General features: G+C 61.9%; 17 protein-coding genes. 7 read left to right on the top strand and 10 right to left on the bottom strand.

Annotation, left to right across the window (positions count from 1 at the left end; all coding sequences use genetic code 11):
• Positions 1-3: 3 nt before the first annotated feature.
• From P0D70_RS01745 to P0D70_RS01775, 7 genes are all read right to left on the bottom strand, one after another.
• Positions 4-390 (bottom strand): response regulator transcription factor, encoded by a 387-nt coding sequence (locus P0D70_RS01745; protein WP_091802362.1) that lies wholly within the window; start codon positions 388-390, stop codon positions 4-6.
• Entirely contained in the window at positions 387-3158 is a 2772-nt protein-coding gene (locus P0D70_RS01750; RefSeq protein WP_408181924.1) for an ATP-binding protein, read from the bottom strand. Before P0D70_RS01750 ends, P0D70_RS01745 begins: the two co-directional genes overlap by 4 nt.
• 1 nt (position 3159) lies before the next feature.
• Positions 3160-3501, bottom strand: coding sequence for a hypothetical protein (locus P0D70_RS01755; protein ID WP_408181927.1), 342 nt, complete (start codon positions 3499-3501; stop codon positions 3160-3162).
• Between the two features lie 67 nt (positions 3502-3568).
• A complete protein-coding gene (locus P0D70_RS01760) occupies positions 3569-5233 on the bottom strand; it encodes a cation acetate symporter (RefSeq protein WP_408181930.1) in 1665 nt (554 codons plus the stop codon).
• Entirely contained in the window at positions 5233-5538 is a 306-nt protein-coding gene (locus P0D70_RS01765) for a DUF485 domain-containing protein (RefSeq protein WP_408181932.1), read from the bottom strand. Before P0D70_RS01765 ends, P0D70_RS01760 begins: the two co-directional genes overlap by 1 nt.
• A 447-nt stretch (positions 5539-5985) precedes the next feature.
• A complete protein-coding gene (locus P0D70_RS01770; RefSeq protein ID WP_408181934.1) occupies positions 5986-6939 on the bottom strand; it encodes a Tim44 domain-containing protein in 954 nt (317 codons plus the stop codon).
• 81 nt (positions 6940-7020) lie between these two features.
• Positions 7021-7515 carry a CBS domain-containing protein gene (locus tag P0D70_RS01775; protein WP_091802377.1) on the bottom strand — a complete coding sequence of 165 codons (495 nt, stop codon included), beginning with the start codon at positions 7513-7515 and terminating at the stop codon, positions 7021-7023.
• A gap of 147 nt (positions 7516-7662) precedes the next feature.
• Here P0D70_RS01775 and nhaR point away from each other — a divergent pair, with 147 nt between their 5' ends.
• From nhaR to P0D70_RS01790, 3 genes are all read left to right on the top strand, one after another.
• Positions 7663-8556, top strand: coding sequence for a transcriptional activator NhaR (gene nhaR / locus P0D70_RS01780; RefSeq protein WP_408181937.1), 894 nt, complete (start codon positions 7663-7665; stop codon positions 8554-8556).
• A gap of 257 nt (positions 8557-8813) precedes the next feature.
• The gene (locus P0D70_RS01785; RefSeq protein ID WP_091802383.1) at positions 8814-9116 is read left to right on the top strand and encodes an ArsR/SmtB family transcription factor; all 303 of its coding nucleotides are present in this window, start codon (positions 8814-8816) and stop codon (positions 9114-9116) included.
• A gap of 100 nt (positions 9117-9216) precedes the next feature.
• Positions 9217-10278, top strand: coding sequence for an alkene reductase (locus P0D70_RS01790; protein WP_408181940.1), 1062 nt, complete (start codon positions 9217-9219; stop codon positions 10276-10278).
• A 191-nt stretch (positions 10279-10469) separates the two neighbouring features.
• On the opposite strand, the gene P0D70_RS01795 is transcribed toward P0D70_RS01790, so the two are convergent.
• A complete protein-coding gene (locus P0D70_RS01795) occupies positions 10470-10997 on the bottom strand; it encodes a GNAT family N-acetyltransferase (RefSeq protein ID WP_408181942.1) in 528 nt (175 codons plus the stop codon).
• 218 nt (positions 10998-11215) lie between these two features.
• Between P0D70_RS01795 and P0D70_RS01800 the strand changes: the two genes are divergently transcribed.
• The 3 genes from P0D70_RS01800 to P0D70_RS01810 all read left to right on the top strand — a co-directional run bounded on the left by P0D70_RS01800 (position 11216) and on the right by P0D70_RS01810 (position 13652).
• Positions 11216-11668, top strand: a complete 453-nt coding sequence (locus P0D70_RS01800) for a MarR family winged helix-turn-helix transcriptional regulator (protein ID WP_408181945.1) — start codon at positions 11216-11218, stop codon at positions 11666-11668.
• Between the two features lie 15 nt (positions 11669-11683).
• On the top strand, positions 11684-12247 hold the full coding sequence (locus P0D70_RS01805; protein WP_408181947.1) for an isochorismatase family protein: 564 nt from the start codon (positions 11684-11686) through the stop codon (positions 12245-12247).
• A gap of 64 nt (positions 12248-12311) precedes the next feature.
• Complete coding sequence (locus tag P0D70_RS01810; RefSeq protein WP_408181949.1) at positions 12312-13652, top strand: MFS transporter; 1341 nt, start codon at positions 12312-12314, stop codon at positions 13650-13652.
• 82 nt (positions 13653-13734) lie between these two features.
• Here P0D70_RS01810 and P0D70_RS01815 read toward each other — a convergent pair whose 3' ends face one another.
• Complete coding sequence (locus tag P0D70_RS01815) at positions 13735-15258, bottom strand: CoA-acylating methylmalonate-semialdehyde dehydrogenase (protein ID WP_408181952.1); 1524 nt, start codon at positions 15256-15258, stop codon at positions 13735-13737.
• A 259-nt stretch (positions 15259-15517) separates the two neighbouring features.
• Entirely contained in the window at positions 15518-16474 is a 957-nt protein-coding gene (locus P0D70_RS01820) for a LysR family transcriptional regulator (protein ID WP_408181954.1), read from the bottom strand.
• Between the two features lie 260 nt (positions 16475-16734).
• Between P0D70_RS01820 and P0D70_RS01825 the strand changes: the two genes are divergently transcribed.
• Positions 16735-18141: an MFS transporter gene (locus P0D70_RS01825; protein WP_408181956.1), complete on the top strand. Its 1407-nt coding sequence runs from the start codon at positions 16735-16737 to the stop codon at positions 18139-18141.
• Positions 18142-18146: the final 5 nt, after the last annotated feature.

Consider the following 18146-nt stretch of genomic DNA (forward strand, 5'->3'; position numbering starts at 1 on the left):
CGATCATTCGTCGCTTCGGTCATGTCGCGCGAGCAGCGAGCGGACCTGCTCGACCAGTTCCCTCGTCGAGAACGGCTTGGTGATGTACGCGTCGGCACCGAGCGCGAGGCCCTTGCTCACCTCGAGGTCGCGGCTCTTCGCCGACAACATCACCACCTTCGTTCGATTCCACGCGCTGTTTTCGCGAATCGTCTGACAGACCTCGAAGCCGTTGCGCAATGGCAGCATGACGTCGAGCAGCACGAGGTCGGGTTGGAACGCAGCCATCTGCTCAAGGGCTTGCGCGCCGTCCCGCGCAATCGCCACATCGTAGCCACACTCGGTCATCAGGAATTCCAGCGAGATGACGATGTTCGGTTCGTCGTCGACGATGAGGACTTTATAGGTCATGACGTTGTCTCCGTCGCGCTCGCGAGGGGTAGCGTGAACACGAACACGGCGCCCTCTCCTTCTCCCGGCTCTCCCGGCGCACTTTCCAGCCTCAGCGTACCACCGAAATGACGGACGATTTCCCGGCTGATCGGCAGTCCGAGGCCGGTGCCCTGCGGCTTGCCGCTGATCGTGTCGCCTCCCTGCCGGAACTTCTCGAAGATGAGTTCCCTATCCTGCGCACGCACGCCGGGACCGTTGTCGCGCACCTCGACGCGTAGCGCTGCGCCCACCCGGACGAGCCGCACCGCGACGCGCCCGCCGGCACGGTCGCAGAACTTCGCCGCATTCGACAGCAGATTGAGCACCACCTGCATCAGACGGTCATGATCGCCCAATACAAGCGGCACCGCGGCCGGCAGGTCCAGTTCGAGCTCGATGCGTTGTTCGGCGAACATCTGGCGGGTAGCGTTCGCCGCGTCTTCGATGACCTGCTTCAGGTCGAGCGGCTCGGCATGCCATTGCGCGCTGCCCGATTCCATCTTGGCGAGGTCGAGCACATTGTTGATGAGCCGCGTGAGCCGCTCGCTCTCCTTGATCACGATATCGAGGTATTCGCCGCGCTTCGCGGCCGGCAGATCGGGATGCTCGCGCAGGATTTCCGAGAACGCGCGGATCGACGTGAGCGGTGTGCGCAATTCGTGGGTGACCGTCGAAATGAAATCGTCCTTCATACGGTCGAGCTCGCTGAGCCGCGCGTTGGCTGCCTTGAGTTCCGCCGATGCACTCTCCAGCTCGCGCGACTTCTGCTCGAGCTGGTGGCTGTAGGCGACTACCTGAGAGGTTTCATCCAGTATCGCCATCACTTCGTTCAACCCGAGCGGCTCCTCGTCGACGACCGTCGCTATCATCGCCCGCGCCGACGCCGCGCCGATCGCCCCGGCAAGTTGCCTCTCCGCGAAGCGCACGAGGTCGGCGTCCGCAGTGGGCGAGTTCGTGCCACCACGTTCGTGGTGGAAGCGCGCATATGCGTCGTCGGCAGAAGCTGAACCGAGGAAGCGCCGCAACAGCTCAAGCACCGCTTCGGTCGAGGCGCTGCCGCGCCAGATGTCCGGGCGGAGCGTGTCGCCGGTGTGCGCATAGGCGTCGACGAACAAGGCAGCCTGGGTCTTTTCCACCACGCTCTGCCCGCGCGCGAGCGACACGCCGACAAACCCCGCGACGTTCGCCAGCATGCTCCAGAAAAGCGCATGCGAGACTTCGTCCAGTCCCTGCAGACCGAACAGTTGCCTCGGCCTGAGCCACTCGATGCCGAGCGGTCCTTGCGCGAGAAAGCCACGCGGCAACCAGCCGGATTCGGCAAACGAAGGTAGCAAGAGCGTATAGGCCCATAGCAGGAATCCCGCGCTCAAGCCGGTCAGCGCGCCGAGCCGGGTGCCGTTTTTCCAGTAGATCGCCCCGAGCATCGCAGGCGCGAACTGCGCGACCGCCGCAAACGAAATCAAGCCGATCGAGACCAGCGCGTACGCTTCGCCGGCAAGCCGGAAATAGGCATAGCCAAGCATCATCAGCAGCACGATCGCGGCGCGCCTGATCGTGAGCAGCAGTCCGGGGAAGTTCGCGCGCCGCTCGGATTGCAGTGATTGCAGGCGTAACAGTACGGGCATCACAATGTCATTGCAGACCATCGTGCTGAGCGCGATGGTTTCGACGATCACCATGCCGGTCGCAGCCGACAACCCGCCGATGAACACGAAGAGCGTGAGCGCCAGTTGATGCTCACGCATGGGCAGCGCCAGCACGAACATGTCCGGGTCCACGGCACCGCCGGGAAAATGCATCGTTCCGCCGAACGCGATCGGCAACACAAAGACGTTGATCGCGAGGAGATACAGCGGCAGCACCCAGACGGCTTTTGCGACGTGGTTTTCGTCCATGTTCTCCACTACGGCAATCTGGAACTGGCGGGGCAGCAGCATGATCGACAGCATCGACAACACGATCAGTGACGCCCAACTGCCAAACGCCGCACCGCCTGCGCCTGCCTCGCCGCCATGCAGCGTCAGCAAGGCGTTCAATGCGGGAACCGCCTGCGCCCGCGCAAACAGATCTCCAAAGCCATCGTAGATTCCGAACGTGACGAATGCCCCTACGGCTAGAAACGCGACGAGCTTCACGAGGGACTCGAAGGCGATCGCGGCGACCATGCCCTCGTGGCGTTCGGAAGCATCGAGGTGGCGTGTTCCGAACACAATGGTGAACGTCGCCAGAAGGAGCGCGATATACAGGGTTGGGTCCGACCACCAGGGCCCGGCTTCGGCACGCCCGCTGGCAATGCCGGGGGCATGCGTCAGGACGGCAACGCTGGCGGATACCGCCTTCAGTTGCAGCGCGATATAAGGCACGAGTCCGACCACCGCCACCAGCGTGACGAGCCCGCCGAGCAGCGCGCTCTTGCCGTAGCGCGAAGCCATGAAATCCGCGATCGACGTGATGTGATTGTTCTTGCTGATGCGGATCATCTTGCGCAACACGGTCCACCACAGCGCCGCCACCAGGGTGGGGCCGAGATAAATCGGCATGAAGCCGACGCCGCTTCTGGCCGCGCGACCAACGCTGCCATAGTACGTCCAGGAACTCGCGTAAACCGCGAGAGACAACGCGTAGACGTAGGGGCTGTTGATGATGCTCGTGCCCGCATCCGCGCGCCGGTCGCCGTAAAACGCGATTGCAAACAGCACACCCAGATAGACGAGCGACGCCAGTGCGATGACCCAGCCGTCCAGCATCTCAGTCCTTCGATGCCGGTTCGGATCCGACGGCCCGCGTGGATGTTTTACGCGAAGCCCCCCGTTCGACGATGACGGCAAGCAAAACGATGAAAAGCGCCCACGCGGCGAACAGATATCCGTACAGGAGCGGAAGGCCCAACCAGGTTCGCGTGTCGTTGAACAAGGCCAGCAAAGGATAGTTGAACACCAGCCAGCCCAGCACGAACAAAGCGATCAGGCGCTGGCCGGCAAGGGTGCGATGCGACATGGGCATCTCCCGCAAAAGGATTTGCGAACCATCTTTCAGCAGCGGCGATATTGCGGGCACCTGAACAATAGCGTCACGACGGCTGCGCGCCATGAACGCCCGGTTGCATCACGAGAAGCTCCGGATCGTTTCGGGTCTTCTCGTGTCGCGTCCGCGCAAGTCAATGGCCGGATGCGCCCGACGCACCGATACCGGTTTCCGAACGGACTTTCTGGGCCGGATACCCCGCGCGGTCGATGCGTGCGCGCTCGCTCCTGTCCAGAATCGAGAACAGCCAGATCCCGACAAAACCCGCGGTCATGGAAAACAGGGCGGGCGACGTGTAGGGGAAAATCGCATCCTTGTGACCGAGCACATCCACCCACACCGACTTGGAGACGAACGTCAGCCCAACCGCGGTAACCAGCCCGAGAAAGCCGCCGATGGTGGCGCCGCGTGTCGTGCAATCCTTCCACAACACCGACATGAACAGCACCGGAAACGTTGCCGATGCCGCAATCGCAAAGGCCAGCGAGACCATGAAGGCGATGTTCTGCTTCTCGAAGGCAATGCCAAGGATCACCGCCACGATGCCCAGCGCTACCGTCGTGATCCGCGAAACACGGAGTTCCTTATCGCTGGCCGCCTTGCCCTTCTTGAACACCGTCGCGTAGAGATCGTGCGATACCGCCGAAGCGCCGGATAGCGTCAGCCCGGCGACAACCGCAAGGATCGTTGCGAAGGCCACGGCGGAGATGAAGCCGAGAAACACGTTGCCGCCCACTGCATTCGCAAGATGGATGGCTGCCATGTTGTTGCCGCCCAGCAGCCCGCCGAGCGCATCCTTATATACCGGATTGGTGCTGACGAGAACGATGGCGCCGAAGCCGATGATGAATGTCAGAAGGTAGAAGTAGGCAATCCATGTGGTTGCCCAGAACACGGACTTGCGCGCCTCCTTGGCGCTCGGCACGGTGAAGAAGCGCATCAGAATATGCGGCAGGCCTGCCGTACCGAACATCAGCGCCATGCCGAAGGAGATCGCCGAGATCGGATCTTTGATAAAGGCACCCGGACCCATGATTGCGTCCTTCTTCGCATGAATCTCGACCGCTTTGGCGAACAGCGCTTCCGGATTGAAGTGAAACTGCGCCAGCACCATGAACGCCATGAAGCTCGCGCCCGCCAGCAGCAGGCCCGCTTTGATGATCTGAACCCATGTGGTCGCCGTCATGCCGCCGAACAGAACATAGACCATCATCAAACTGCCGACGATCACGACCGCGACCCAGTATTCCAGACCGAACAGCAGCTTGATCAACTGTCCAGCGCCGACCATCTGCGCGATCAGGTAGAACGCCACCACAACCAGCGTACCGGATGCCGCGAACACGCGGATTGGCGTCTGTTGAAAACGATATGCGGCAACGTCGGCGAAAGTGAAGCGACCAAGATTACGCAGGCGCTCCGCCATCAGAAAGGTAATGACCGGCCATCCGACCAGAAAGCCGATCGAATAGATCAGTCCGTCGTAGCCATTCAAATAGACCGCCGCCGAAATGCCGAGAAACGACGCAGCGGACATATAGTCACCGGCGATTGCAAGCCCGTTCTGGAAGCCCGTAATCCCGCCACCCGCCGTGTAGAACTCCGCAGCGGATTTTGTCTTGCTCGCGGCCCACTTCGTGATGAACAGCGTGAACACAACAAAAACAGCGAACATCGATATCGCTGTCCAGTTGGTCGGCTGCTTCTGCAACTGGCCGAGGTCACCCCCTGCAGCCCAGACCGTGCCGGCCACGGCACACAGCGTCAATGCGCACAAACCACGTTGGAATTTAGTCATCACAGCACCTCACTGCGAATTTGAGCGGTGAGGTCATCGAATTCCCGGTTGGCGCGCCGAACGTAGATTCCCGTAATGGCCACAGTAAAAACGATCACGAACAGCCCGATCGGGATGCCCCAGGTCATCACGCCCGAGCCAATCCTGGCGGAAAGCAGATTCTTGCCAAATGCAACCAGCAGGATGTAGCCATAGTAGACGACCATCATCATTGCCGTCAGGAGCCAACCGTACGACGAACGCGTTGCCACCAGTTGTCGGTACTTGGGATTTGACTCTATCCTTTGAACAAGATCTTCTTCCATTTTTCGTGTCTCCGGTTTTAGGCGTAAACGAGGTAATTTCCGGCAACCTCGAATGTCGTGCAGGGTTTTTACCGGCGTGGTCTAGCGAATGCAGCATCGATCATCATCCACCTCCGGGTATCCGACAGTCAGATCGCCGAGCGCACCGCATCGCGGCAGCGGATAACTGACCTCAGGCTATTTCACCCAGACGCCAGCCAATTGACGCAGGTCAACGCCTGCGTGTTCACCTGGCTTCATTCCGAAAATGAGTCTGTGGCGCGCACAGTTCGCCTGTCGGCAGCGCTCCAGACATTCATTGTCCAGACATCACGCAACCAGGGCTTCGATGTGGGCTTCTTTGACAGTGTCCGGCCGCGTGAGTATCGGCTGACAAGAATGAGGCGTAGATAGGGAATAACCGGCAGCAAGCCGCTGCCGGTTTCAACTGCGTTCCACTGTGTTCCTTTAGCGGTCCATCTGCTGGATGCCCGCCAGTCGCCATGCCTGGTCGCCCTGTGTGCTCCTGACGATGTTCCAGATCTCCTGGAACGGCTGGGCGGTCTGTGCGTCGTCTTCCCGCATCTGACCGTAAAAGCGGACGCTGACGAGCGTTTCATTAACGGTGTCTTCCGTGCCCAGCACTTCGGCTTCGAGTTGCGTCACGTCCGTACGGCTCGGCTCGTGGCCCCGTGCCTCCAGGTCCTGTTTGAGCCGCATGAACATCTCGGGCGTGGTCAGTTCGAACAGATCGCCTTGCTCATTGCGGTCCCACGCGCCCTGAAGACGCATGAACATAGCCTTCGCCGTCACCAGCAATGCAGCTTGGTCCGCGAGCGCGGGCTCCCGTGCGTTCACGCTACCCGCCGCGCCAGTCGATCCCATCGCGGCTCGTTGCCAGTCGCGCAAGTTCGTGTCAGGCCGCGATTGTCCAACCTGATTCAGAAACGGTGAGTTGTTCGATTGCTGCCGGTTCCCTGAATAAGCCAGATTCGGTCGACGCCGATTGGCGATAAAGCGGAACAGCATCACGCCGGCAAGCACCACCAGGCCGATCAACAAAGCATTCGAGAGCATTTGCGCCAGCCCCTCAGCCAGACCAAACGATGAGAGCAACGCCGCGATGCCCAAGCCGGCGGCGAGACCAGCGAGCGGGCCCATCCAGCGGCCGGCACCGGTGGCCGCTGGTGTCTGCCCTGCCTGCTGCGCGGGTTGCGCCTGCTGGCTGCGTTGCCCCTGGCCGGACGGCGACGCCGCCTGCGACTGTCGCCCAATGCTTTGGCTGCCGCCGACGCGCTTCGCCTCGGCGTCGTTCGAGGCCACGGCTCCAAGGGCAAGAAGTCCGGCCAGACCGAGCGCCGCTGTTCCGCGCGTCACCGCGCTGGCGGCACTTCGAAGACGATTGATGATCTGCGTGTACATATGAAGCCTCTTTCGGTAAGTCAGGGAACTGCCCGCATGGCGCGCCACTCGGGCAGCGCAAAAACATTACGAACAGTAATATTATTGACTGGTCAAACTTGCAGCCCGTCGCGCCTGCAATCCACTTTGGGCAGCCTGAAGGCTGTTGCCGTGGATATAGTGCTCGAGCTGCTGGATGGTCTGTTCCTGCTCGACAATCAGGTTCTGGATGAGGTCACCGATCGACACCATGCCGATCACCTGCGCTGCGGCAATGACAGGCAGATAGCGGATCCGGTCCGCCGTCATGAGCGCCATGCATTCTTCGGTTGTCTGGTCCGGACTGACGTAGCGCACAGTCGTCGACATGATGTCGCGCACAGGTGTATGCCGCGACGAGCGGTCCATCAGAACGATTTTTCTTGCGTAGTCACGCTCTGTCACGATGCCGGCGATACGACCGTGGTGTGCGACGATCAGCGCGCCCACCTTCCGGTGAGCCATCACCGCTATTGCGTCGTAAACCGAAGCGGATGCCTGAGTCGACCACACTGTCTGTGACGCTTTTGAGCGAAGGAGCTGCGCAACCGATGCCATATGTCACCTCTGTGAGTTGTCGTTAGCCGCCCGCTGGCGCCTAAGTACGAGGCCTCAATGTAACTGAACATGATTGAGCGAAAAATGCGTATTTTTAATGCGAATACTTCGAATAAACCGTAATGTCATGAATTTGGCGGAGGACGCGTGAACTTCAAGCATCTGCATTACTTCTGGGTCGCGGCGCACGCGGGCGGCATCGTCCGCGCCGGGGAGCAGTTGCACATCTCGCCGCAAACGCTCAGCGGGCAGATCAAGCTGCTCGAAGAAGCGCTGGATAAGAAGCTGTTCAGGAAAAACGGGCGAACGATCGAACTGACCGACGCGGGCCGTCTTGCGCTCGACTACGCGGACGAAATATTCTCGTTGGGCTCGGAACTCGAGAGCGCCGTGCGGCGCGAGAGCGAATCCGGTGCGCAAACACGGTTTCGCGTCGGCATCGCGGATTCGGTACCCAAGGCGATCGCCTACCGGCTGCTGGAACCGGCGCTGAGCGCCTCCACGTCGCTGCGTATGATCTGTCACGAAGGCAAACTGCACGCGCTGCTTGCCCAACTGGCCGTACACCGTCTCGATCTGATCATCGCGGACGCCCCCATTCCCGCCGACGTGAACATCAAGGCGTTCAATCACCCGCTCGGCCGCTCGACGCTCAGCTGTTTTGGCGCAGAGGCGCTGATTCAAAGCGGCAACAAGCGCTTTCCGCTGTCGCTCGGTCAGTTGCCGGTGTTGCTGCCGGGCACGGAATCCGCAGTGCGCCGCAAGCTGGATCACTGGCTCGCTTCGCATGCCATTTCGCCGCGCATCGTCGGCGAGTTCGACGACGGAGCGATGACCATGGCGTTCGGTCGTGAAGGCCGCGGCGTGCTTTTCGCACCCACCGTGCTGGAGCGTCAGCTACAGGCGGAGCACAATCTGAAGATGGTCGGGCAGATCAAATCGATCGTCGAAGAATTCTTTGCCATTTCGATCGAGCGCCGAATCAGCCATCCGGCTGTCGCGATGATCATGGACGCAGCGCGCAGCGACTTGTTTATGTAGCGAAACCTGCACGAATAAAGCGCAGGCATCCTGATCAAATAGCGTTCTCGCATATAGCCGCGACGGTCCAACGCCGTCATGCGGTGAAGCGCTGCCGGAGTGCGGCACGTATGGGCGCACCTATCACCCCATAGCCTGTAGTGTCTTCATGCATATCGTAAAAACACGATATATAATTCGTCACGTAACGATGCAGGCGTTTGCGCACTAACCGGCGCCGCGCCTGCCTGTTGTTGAAGACCATGAAACCCACCCCAATGACGCTCGACATCGACGCGATTCACAAAGCGCTTGCCAACCCGGTTCGCCGGGAGATTCTCGGCTGGCTGCGCGAGCCGTACGCGCATTTCGCCGACCAGGAACTGCCGCTCGATCACGGCGTATGCGCCGGCAAGATCGACGCGGCCTGCGGCCTGTCGCAGTCCACCGTGTCGGCGCACCTCGCGGCTTTGCAACGCGCGGGGCTCGTCACGTCGAAGCGAGTCGGTCAATGGGTGTTTTTCAAACGCAACGAGCCGGTCATCCAGGCGTTCCTCGAGCACATGAACACGAGGCTCTAGGCGCCGGATCCGCATCGCCGCACTCCTTTCCGCACTTCTTTCATCACGCAGTATTTTTGTCACGCTCGGGCCACATGCCCGCCGTCAAAGGTGAACTCATATGCCGACTCTTTTCGATCCGCTGCAAATTGGCGATATCACGCTGTCGAACCGCATCATCATGGCGCCGCTCACGCGCCAACGCGCCGAAGAAATCCGCGTGCCGAACGCGCTGATGGCGAAGTACTACGCCGAGCGCGCAACGGCCGGCCTGATCATCAGCGAAGCGACTTCCGTCACACCGCAAGGCGTGGGCTATGCCGACACGCCGGGCATCTGGTCGCAGGAGCAGGTTGAAGGCTGGAAGCTCGTCACGAGCGCCGTGCATGCCGCCGGCGGCAAGATCTTTCTGCAACTCTGGCACGTGGGCCGCATTTCCGACCCGCTGTTCCTGAACGGCGAACTGCCGGTCGCGCCGAGCGCGATCGCCGCCCAGGGCAACGTGAGCCTGGTGCGTCCGGAGCGTGCCTATGTGACGCCGCGCGCACTGGAACTCGACGAAATCGCCGGCGTGGTCGAAGCATTCCGCAAAGGCGCGGAGAACGCCAAGGCAGCCGGCTTCGACGGCGTCGAAGTGCACGGCGCGAACGGCTATCTGCTCGACCAGTTCCTGCAGGACAGCACCAACAAGCGTACCGACGCTTACGGCGGCCCGGTCGAAAACCGCGCCCGCCTGCTGCTCGAAGTCACCGACGCCTGCATCGGCGTGTGGGGTGCGAGCCGTGTCGGCGTGCACCTCGCGCCTCGCCGCGACGCGCACACCATGGGCGATTCGGATCCGGCCGGCACCTTCGGTTATGTGGCCCGCGAACTCGGCAAGCGCAAGATCGCGTTCATCGCCGCTCGTGAAGCGCTCGGCGACGACCGTCTCGGCCCGCAACTGAAGAAAGCATTCGGCGGCCCCTATATCGCGAACGAAAAGTTCACCAAGGAAACCGCGCAACAGGTGCTCGACGCCGGCGAGGCAGACGCGGTGGCGTGGGGTCAGCTGTTCATTGCGAATCCGGATCTGGTGCGCCGCTTCGCCACGAATGCGCCGCTGAACAAGCCGAATCCGGCGACGTACTACGCCCGTGGCGAAACCGGCTATGTGGATTACCCGACGCTGGAAACCGTAGAGTAAGCGTCAGAAAAACAAGCTGAAAAAGGCGAAGCTATAGGCTGAGTCGGCGGAGGTCGGACGGCTGGTTCAAAGCGTCCAATGTAAGGCAGGATGTTGAAGAAAAAGGCGCGGCAGGTGCGACAGGAATGATCTGTTCCGGTCACATCCGCCGCGCTTTTTTATGCGCGAACATAGCGCGGCCAGACGACTCGTCAGGCAAGATCATGCCGCATGAAAACGCGCTTCGATTCATCGAGTCCTCGCGCAATGTGCGCATCGCGCCGTTCGATCAGCGCTGCGTCGAGTTCGGCTTCTTCGATATCGCGAAACCCGAGCCGGCGATAGTACGGCGCATTCCACGGCACTTCGCGAAACGTCGACAGGATGAGTTGCGGGAGTCGTTGTGCACGCGCGAGTTGCGCGACCTGCTCGATCAGCGCCGCGCCGATACGCTGCCCGGCGTGCGAGGTGAGCACGTCGAGTTCCTGCACGTAGATGCGCGTGGGTTGCGGCTCAAACATCACGAAACCCACGCACGTTGCGTCGGCACCGACGGCGACGATGATCTCCCGTGCCGCTATCTTGCGGGCGACGAGTTCGAGATCCATAGGCGGCGCATCCGCGATCCCCGCCATATCGACGCTGAAAAAGCGCTGCCCCGCTTCGAATTCAATGGTGCGGATCGCGTTCGCGTCGTGCTGCCCGGCGAACCGGAAAGTGATGGCAGGAGCGTGTTGCATGAGACGTTTCGCAGGTTGGTGAGGGTGGTCGTTCTGGACAACTTGCCCCGATATTGACATCGCCGCCGGGCAGTGGGCAAGTGAGCGCCGCTTCATGACACCGAACACCCGATCACCCGCCGCGCATCGGCTAACAGCCAAGCAGATCGACTAGCTCAACTTGACGCCAGACAGATACGAAGGTAACCTTCACAGGTAGCCTTCATATCTATCGCGGCATGACCCAGCAAGATCCATTAATCGATCCTGAAGCCGTGCACAGCATGGCGGAAGACTTACGCGTGCTGGCCGGAAAACTGCGCCGCCGCTTGCGCGAAGAATCGCACGTGGGCGATTTCACCCCTTCGCAGGTGCAGGTTCTCGGCTTGCTGGAGCGCGAAGGTCCGGCAACGGTCACCGCGCTGGCGCGTGCTCATGGCATGCGTCCGCAGTCCATGGGGGAGACGCTGTCGGTACTTAAAGCGGCCGGACTGGTCAGCGGCGCGCCTGATCCGAACGACGGCCGGCAAACGGTTCTCTCCCTCACACCCGCGTTCCGCAAGAAGATCAAGGCCAGCCGCGCGGCGCGCGAAGACTGGCTGTTTCGCACCATCCAGACACGCTTCTCGGCGGCCGAGCAACAACAACTCGCTGTCGGCGTCGAGTTGCTCAAACGCCTCATCGACTCGTAACTCCAGGAGCCCTTCATGCCAATCACCACGCTGGATGCAAAGACCGCACTGATCGTCATCGATTTGCAGCGCGGCATCGTCGCACTGCCCACCGCGCACCCCACCGGCGCAGTCGTCGAACGCGCGGCCGCCCTTGCGCAGGCATTTCGCCGCCACGGCCTGCCCGTGGTGCTCGTCAACGTGGCCGGCGGCGCGCCGGGCCGCGCGGATCAGGCGCGCAATACAGGCGACTTCCCCGCGGATTTCGCCGAACTGGTGCCCGAACTGAACGCGCAGCCGTCGGATCATCGGGTCACCAAGCGCACCTGGGGCGCGTTCACGAACACCGATCTCGAAGCGTACCTCCGCGAGCAAGGCGTCACGCAGGTCGTACTCGTGGGCGTGGCGACCAGCATCGGCGTCGAATCCACCGCGCGCTACGCACACGAAATTGGCCTGAACGTCACGCTCGTCGTCGACGCCATGACCGACCTCCATGCGGACGCTCATACCAACAGCATCACGCGCATCTTCCCGCGCGTCGGCGAAACCGGCACGACGCAAGACGTGCTCGATCTGCTCGAACAATCGCACGCATGAACTTGAGTTCGAACCCGCGCCGTAGCGTGAACGCCGCCCACATCCTTCATCAGGGAACAGCCCGGTGAATGGCACTTTCCGTTCGCTGAGCAATTTCAACTACCGGGTCTGGGCAAGCGGTGCGATCGTCTCCAACGTCGGCACGTGGATGCAACGCACGGCGCAGGATTGGCTCGTCCTCACGGAACTCACGCAGCACAACGCGACCTCCGTGGGTATCGTCATGTCGCTGCAATTCGGCCCGCAAATGCTGCTGTTGCCGCTGACCGGTTATGCCGCCGATCACTTCGACCGTCGCAAGCTGCTGTTCGCGACCCAGGCGGCCATGGGGTCTCTCGCGCTGGGCCTCGGCATCCTGACCGTCACCGGGCTCGTACAACTGTGGCAGGTCTATGTCTTCGCGGGGCTGCTCGGCTGCGTCACCGCGTTCGATTCGCCGGCACGGCAGACCTTCGTGTCGGATCTGGTCGGCGAACACGATCTGTCGAACGCGGTCGCGCTGAACTCCACCTCGTTCAACGCGGCGCGCATGATCGGTCCTGCCATCGCGGGGCTGCTGATTGCTTCCGTGGGCACCGGCTGGGTGTTTCTCATCAACGCGCTGTCTTTCGTCGCGGTACTCGGTTCGCTGCGCATGCTGCGGGTGAGCGAACTGCATCTGAAGCCGCGCGCGGTGCGCTCACGCGGCAGTTTCGTGGAAGGCTTCAAGTACGTGTGGAAGCGTCCCGACCTGAAGGCCGCTTTGCTGATGCTGTTCCTGATCGGCACGTTCGGCCTGAATTTCCCGATCTTCATCTCGACGATGTCGGTCACCGCATTTCATGCGGGTGCCGGCGAATACGGCGTATTGAGTTCGACCATGGCGATCGGCTCCGTGACCGGCGCGCTGCTTGCCGCGCGCCGGGCGAAACCGCGCATGGCGCTGCTGCTCGGCGCGGCGGGCGTGTTTGGCGTGGGCTGTACCGTGGCCTCGCTCATGCCGAACTATGTGTTGTTCGGCCTTGTGCTGATCGTGATCGGCGTATCGACGCAAACCTTCACGACCTCTACCAACAGTCTCGTGCAACTCTCCACCGAGCCCGCCATGCGCGGCCGGGTCATCGCGATTCTGCTGGCCATCGCGTTGGGTGGCACGCCGCTCGGCGCGCCGGTGGTCGGTTGGGTCGCCGACCGTTTCGGCCCGCGCTGGGCGCTCGGCGTGGGCGCGGCATCGGGATTCGCGGCGGCGGTGGTCGGCTTGCTCTATCTGGTGAAGTACCGCCAGTTGCGTGTGTATGTCCAGGGCGGGCGGTTGCGCTATAGCGTCGACGATCCACGCCAGGCGCCCGCGTATGTGAGCCCCGCGGTCGCCGTGCAGAACGCCGTGTTGAGCGAAGTGGAAGAAGATTCGTCTTCGGGCGTTTAACAAGCCGTTGTGAAGGCCTGATGCAAAAAAGCCGCGCCTGACCAGGCGCGGCTTTCTCATTCCGACAGACTCGCCAGAAGACCTACTTCGCCACCGGCATCGTGAATTCAGCCCCCTTGGCAATGCTGTCCGGCCAGCGTTGCATGATGCTCTTGTAGCGCGTATAGAAGCGCACACCCTCTTCACCATAGGCGTGATGGTCGCCGAACAGCGAACGCTTCCAGCCGCCGAACGAATGCCATGCCATCGGCACCGGAATCGGCACGTTGATGCCCACCATGCCTACCTGAATCTGCCGGCCGAACGCACGCGCCACACCGCCATCCGACGTGAAGAGCGACACGCCGTTGCCGAACTCGTGCGCGTTGATCAACTCAACGGCGCTCGCGAAATCGGGTACACGCACCACCGCCAGCACCGGGCCGAAGATCTCTTCCTTGTAGATCTTCATTTCCGTGCCGACGTGGTCGAACAGCGTGCCGCCGATAAAGAAGCCGTCTTCGCTCGCCACCGCGTGCGCGCGGCCGTCGACGATCAGCTTCGCGCCTTCCGCTTCGCCCGAGGCGATATAACCGGCCACCTTGGCCTTATGTTCGGCGGTAACCAGCGGACCCATTTCGGCGTCGAGACTTTCGCCGTTCTTGATGACGAGCGATTTGACGCGCGGCACCAGCTTTTCAATCAACTTGTCGGCCACGTTGCCGACCGCCACCGCGACCGAGATCGCCATGCAGCGCTCGCCTGCCGACCCGTAGGCCGCGCCGATCAGCGCGTCGACCGCCTGGTCGAGATCGGCGTCGGGCATGACCACCAGATGATTCTTCGCGCCGCCGAGCGCCTGCACGCGCTTGCCGCGCTTCGACGCTTCCGTGTGAATGTATTCGGCGATCGGCGTCGAGCCCACGAACGACAGCGCCGCCACGTCCGGGTGATCGATCAGCGCATCCACCGCCACCTTGTCGCCGTTGACGACGTTGAACACGCCATCGGGCAAACCGGCTTCCTTCAGCAATTCGGCAATCCGCAGCGACGCCGACGGATCACGCTCCGAGGGTTTCAGCACGAACGTGTTGCCGCAGGCGAGCGCGACCGGGAACATCCACATCGGCACCATGACCGGGAAATTGAACGGCGTGATGCCGGCGACCACACCGAGGGCCTGACGCAGATTCCAGTTGTCGATGCCGCCGCCGATCTGGTCGGTGAAATCGGTCTTGAGCAGGTTCGGAATGCCGCACGCGAACTCGACCACTTCGATGCCGCGCACCACTTCACCCTGCGCGTCCGTGAACACCTTGCCGTGTTCGCGTGTAATCAGCATGGCCAGTTCGTCGTGATGCTGGTTGAGCAGTTCCTTGAACTTGAACAGAATGCGCGCGCGCTTGAGCGGCGCGGTCTCGCTCCAGGCGGGAAAAGCAGCCTTGGCGGCCTGGACCGCCGCATCCACTTCCTCGACCGACGCGAGGGCGACCGAGCCGGTCACCTTGCCGGTGGCGGGATTGAACACGTCCTTGAAACGGCCGCTGGCCGGCGCGGCCGGCGCACCGCCGATGTAATGGCCCAACTGCTGCACCGACAGCTTTGCTTGTTCATTCACTGCATTCATGTCTTACCTCGTGTTCGGGATCAACCGCGGCATGCCAGCGCCGGGGCATAGGCAAAAAATCGGGCTACGTCGCGCCACCCTGAGCGGGCATCCGCTCGCCGGCAGGCTCCATTGAGACTTGCCAACTGTATCGACGGTGCCGGTCATACTCCCGATACAGCCAAATAAAACCGCGCCTCACTGTATTGTTTTCTGCGTGACAACTGTATTGGAACGTGGATCTCGCCCACCCTCGCGCGGCGTCCCGACAAAAATCCCGTCAAAACCCGCCAACGCCGCGCGTCACCAGCGCGTAGGGCCCACTCGTCAGCTGCTCCCTGAGGAACTCGATGCACACCTGGACCTTCGCCGACGACGACAACCGCTCCGCCGTCACCGCCCATACGTCGGCGGATTGCATGTAGTCAGGCAGCACACGCACCAGTTCGCCTGCACGCAGGCTCTCGGCGACATCCCAGATCGATACCATCACCACGCCGAAGCCATCCCTCGCCCACTGCACCACGATATCGCTGAGGTTGGACGCAACGCTGCCCGTCACCTTCACGCTCTTTTCGCCGTCCGGCCCACTCAGGCGCCACACGCCGAAGCGGTCGTCGCGCCCGCGAAACAGGAGGCAATCGTGCTGCGCCAGCTCGGCCAGTTCGAGCGGTGTGCCGCGCCGTTCCAGATATTCGGGCGACGCGCAGAGTATTCGCGCACTCTCCACGATCTTGTGCGCGATCAGGTGAGGCTCCTGCACTGCGCCCACCCGAATGTCGATATCGAAGTTCTCGCCGACGAGGTCCGCGCGCCGGTCCAGCAATTCCAGCCAGATCTCGAGGTTCGGATGCCGCTTGCGCAACATGGCCAGAATCGGCGAAACGTGTTTGCGGCCGAGCCTCAAGCTCGTGCTGATGCGCAGCAAACCACGCAACTCGGTGCGCCGGTCGGCGAACGCGTCGGCCATGCCCTGCACGTCCTCGAGTATTTTCTGCGCCCACTGCAAAGCGGCCTCGCCGTCGCTCGTCATGCTGACGCGGCGCGTGGTGCGCTGAAAGAGCTTCACACCGAGGCTTGCTTCCAGCATGGCAAGGCGCTTGCTCACATGGGAGGGCGACAGCCCCATGTCAGTCGATGCCGCCACGAAGCTGCCCCGGCGGGCAATGTTGCAGAACAACTGGAGGTCGCGCAGGAAAGACTCATTGCTGGCTGTGAGCGCATTCTGCTTTTCCATTGGGCCGCATTGTGTCGGTACAGAAGCACATTACCCTAGCCTTAACGGGTCGATCGGGCAAGCCAGGCGGGTCTGACAAATACTCCGGACAACCAGGCACTGGTTAACCCTATGACCGCGGATTCACCCGCTGCATCGCAGCATTCGGGCACCGCACGCGGACCGTGCCCCGGTAAATCCTGGCTTGCATAGTTTCACTTTCAGGACGCAAATGAATCAGCCGTAGAAGCTGATCAAAACATTTCTGTTCAGGAGACGACATGGAAACGAATACATCGGCGGGAGGCCACGAGCACCGCTCGCAGGCTCGCAAGGCAACCGCCAGCGGCTGGATTGGCTCGGCGCTCGAGTACTACGATTTCTTCATCTACGCGCAGGCAGCGGCGCTGATCTTTCCGCAGTTGTTCTTTCCTTCGGGCAATCCGAAGATCGCGATCGTGGCTTCGCTCGCCACGTATGGGGTCGGTTACGTCGCGCGGCCGATCGGTGCGCTCGTGCTCGGGCATTGGGGGGACACCCACGGCCGCAAGAACGTCCTGCTCGTCTGCATGTTCCTGATGGGCATCTCGACGATGGCGGTCGGCTTCCTGCCCACCTATCATCAGGTGGGGCTGCTCGCCCCCGCCCTGCTGGTGGTGTTTCGTCTGATTCAGGGCTTCGCGGTGGCCGGTGAAATCTCGGGCGCGAGTTCGATGATTCTCGAACACGCACCATTCGGGCGGCGCGGCTATTACGCGAGCTTTACGCTGCAAGGCGTGCAGGCGGGCCAGATTCTCGCCGCCGCGGTATTCCTGCCGCTCGCGTATTACATGGAAGAGAGCTCGTTCAACTCGTGGGGCTGGCGCATTCCTTTCCTGTTGAGCGCGGTGGTGCTGATTGCCGGCTACATCATTCGCCGCGAGGTCCACGAAACGCCCGCCTTCGCCAAGGAAGACGAGAGCGGCAACGTGCCCAAATCGCCGATTGTCGAAGCCTTCCGCTACAACTGGGGCGATATGCTGCGCGTGGTCGGCTGCTCGCTGATGAACGTGATCCCGGTCGTCGCCACGATCTTCGGCGCGGCCTACGCGGTGCAAGCTTCGTACGGCATCGGTTTTTCCAAGAGCGTCTATCTGTGGATTCCGGTGATCGGCAACATCGTCGCCGTGCTGGTGATTCCCTATGTGGGCAATCTGTCAGACCGGATCGGCCGGCGCCTGCCGATCATCGTCGGCGCGCTCGGCGCGGGTCTGCTCTCGTTCGGCTACCTCTACGCGATCAGCATCCGCAACGTGCCGCTCGCCATGGTGATGTCGATCCTCATGTGGGGCATCATCTATCAAGGGTATAACGCCACTTTTCCGAGCTTCTATCCGGAACTGTTCCCGACCCGCTCACGTGTCTCCGCCATGGCCATCGGCCAGAACATCGGCACGACGATCACCGCCCTGCTGCCCGCGCTGTTTGCCTATGTCGCGCCGCCCGGATCGCATAACGTGCCGCTCATCATCGGGGCAATCACCTTCGGCATCACCATCATTGCAGCGGTGACCGCATGGAGCGCACGCGAGAACTACCGCGTCAAGCTGAGCGATCTGGGCGAGCCCAATGCGGTGCCGATCGACAAGCTCAGCTATGAGCGCATGCGCGCCGAGACCATGGCTGAAGCGAAGAAAGCACTCGCGTAATCGCG

This window comes from Paraburkholderia sp. RL17-381-BIF-C (assembly GCF_046026435.1).
Taxonomy (GTDB): domain Bacteria; phylum Pseudomonadota; class Gammaproteobacteria; order Burkholderiales; family Burkholderiaceae; genus Paraburkholderia.

Bases quoted from the DNA above. Each gene is read 5' to 3' on its own strand.
- P0D70_RS01745 (WP_091802362.1), bottom strand. From the start codon at position 390: ATGACCTATAAAGTCCTCATCGTCGACGACGAACCGAACATCGTCATC.
- P0D70_RS01750 (WP_408181924.1), bottom strand. From the start codon at position 3,158: ATGCTGGACGGCTGGGTCATCGCACTGGCGTCGCTCGTCTATCTGGGT.
- P0D70_RS01755 (WP_408181927.1), bottom strand. From the start codon at position 3,501: ATGGCGCGCAGCCGTCGTGACGCTATTGTTCAGGTGCCCGCAATATCG.
- P0D70_RS01760 (WP_408181930.1), bottom strand. From the start codon at position 5,233: ATGACTAAATTCCAACGTGGTTTGTGCGCATTGACGCTGTGTGCCGTG.
- P0D70_RS01765 (WP_408181932.1), bottom strand. From the start codon at position 5,538: ATGGAAGAAGATCTTGTTCAAAGGATAGAGTCAAATCCCAAGTACCGA.
- P0D70_RS01770 (WP_408181934.1), bottom strand. From the start codon at position 6,939: ATGTACACGCAGATCATCAATCGTCTTCGAAGTGCCGCCAGCGCGGTG.
- P0D70_RS01775 (WP_091802377.1), bottom strand. From the start codon at position 7,515: ATGGCATCGGTTGCGCAGCTCCTTCGCTCAAAAGCGTCACAGACAGTG.
- P0D70_RS01785 (WP_091802383.1), top strand. From the start codon at position 8,814: ATGACGCTCGACATCGACGCGATTCACAAAGCGCTTGCCAACCCGGTT.
- P0D70_RS01790 (WP_408181940.1), top strand. From the start codon at position 9,217: ATGCCGACTCTTTTCGATCCGCTGCAAATTGGCGATATCACGCTGTCG.
- P0D70_RS01795 (WP_408181942.1), bottom strand. From the start codon at position 10,997: ATGCAACACGCTCCTGCCATCACTTTCCGGTTCGCCGGGCAGCACGAC.
- P0D70_RS01800 (WP_408181945.1), top strand. From the start codon at position 11,216: ATGACCCAGCAAGATCCATTAATCGATCCTGAAGCCGTGCACAGCATG.
- P0D70_RS01805 (WP_408181947.1), top strand. From the start codon at position 11,684: ATGCCAATCACCACGCTGGATGCAAAGACCGCACTGATCGTCATCGAT.
- P0D70_RS01815 (WP_408181952.1), bottom strand. From the start codon at position 15,258: ATGAATGCAGTGAATGAACAAGCAAAGCTGTCGGTGCAGCAGTTGGGC.
- P0D70_RS01820 (WP_408181954.1), bottom strand. From the start codon at position 16,474: ATGGAAAAGCAGAATGCGCTCACAGCCAGCAATGAGTCTTTCCTGCGC.
- P0D70_RS01825 (WP_408181956.1), top strand. From the start codon at position 16,735: ATGGAAACGAATACATCGGCGGGAGGCCACGAGCACCGCTCGCAGGCT.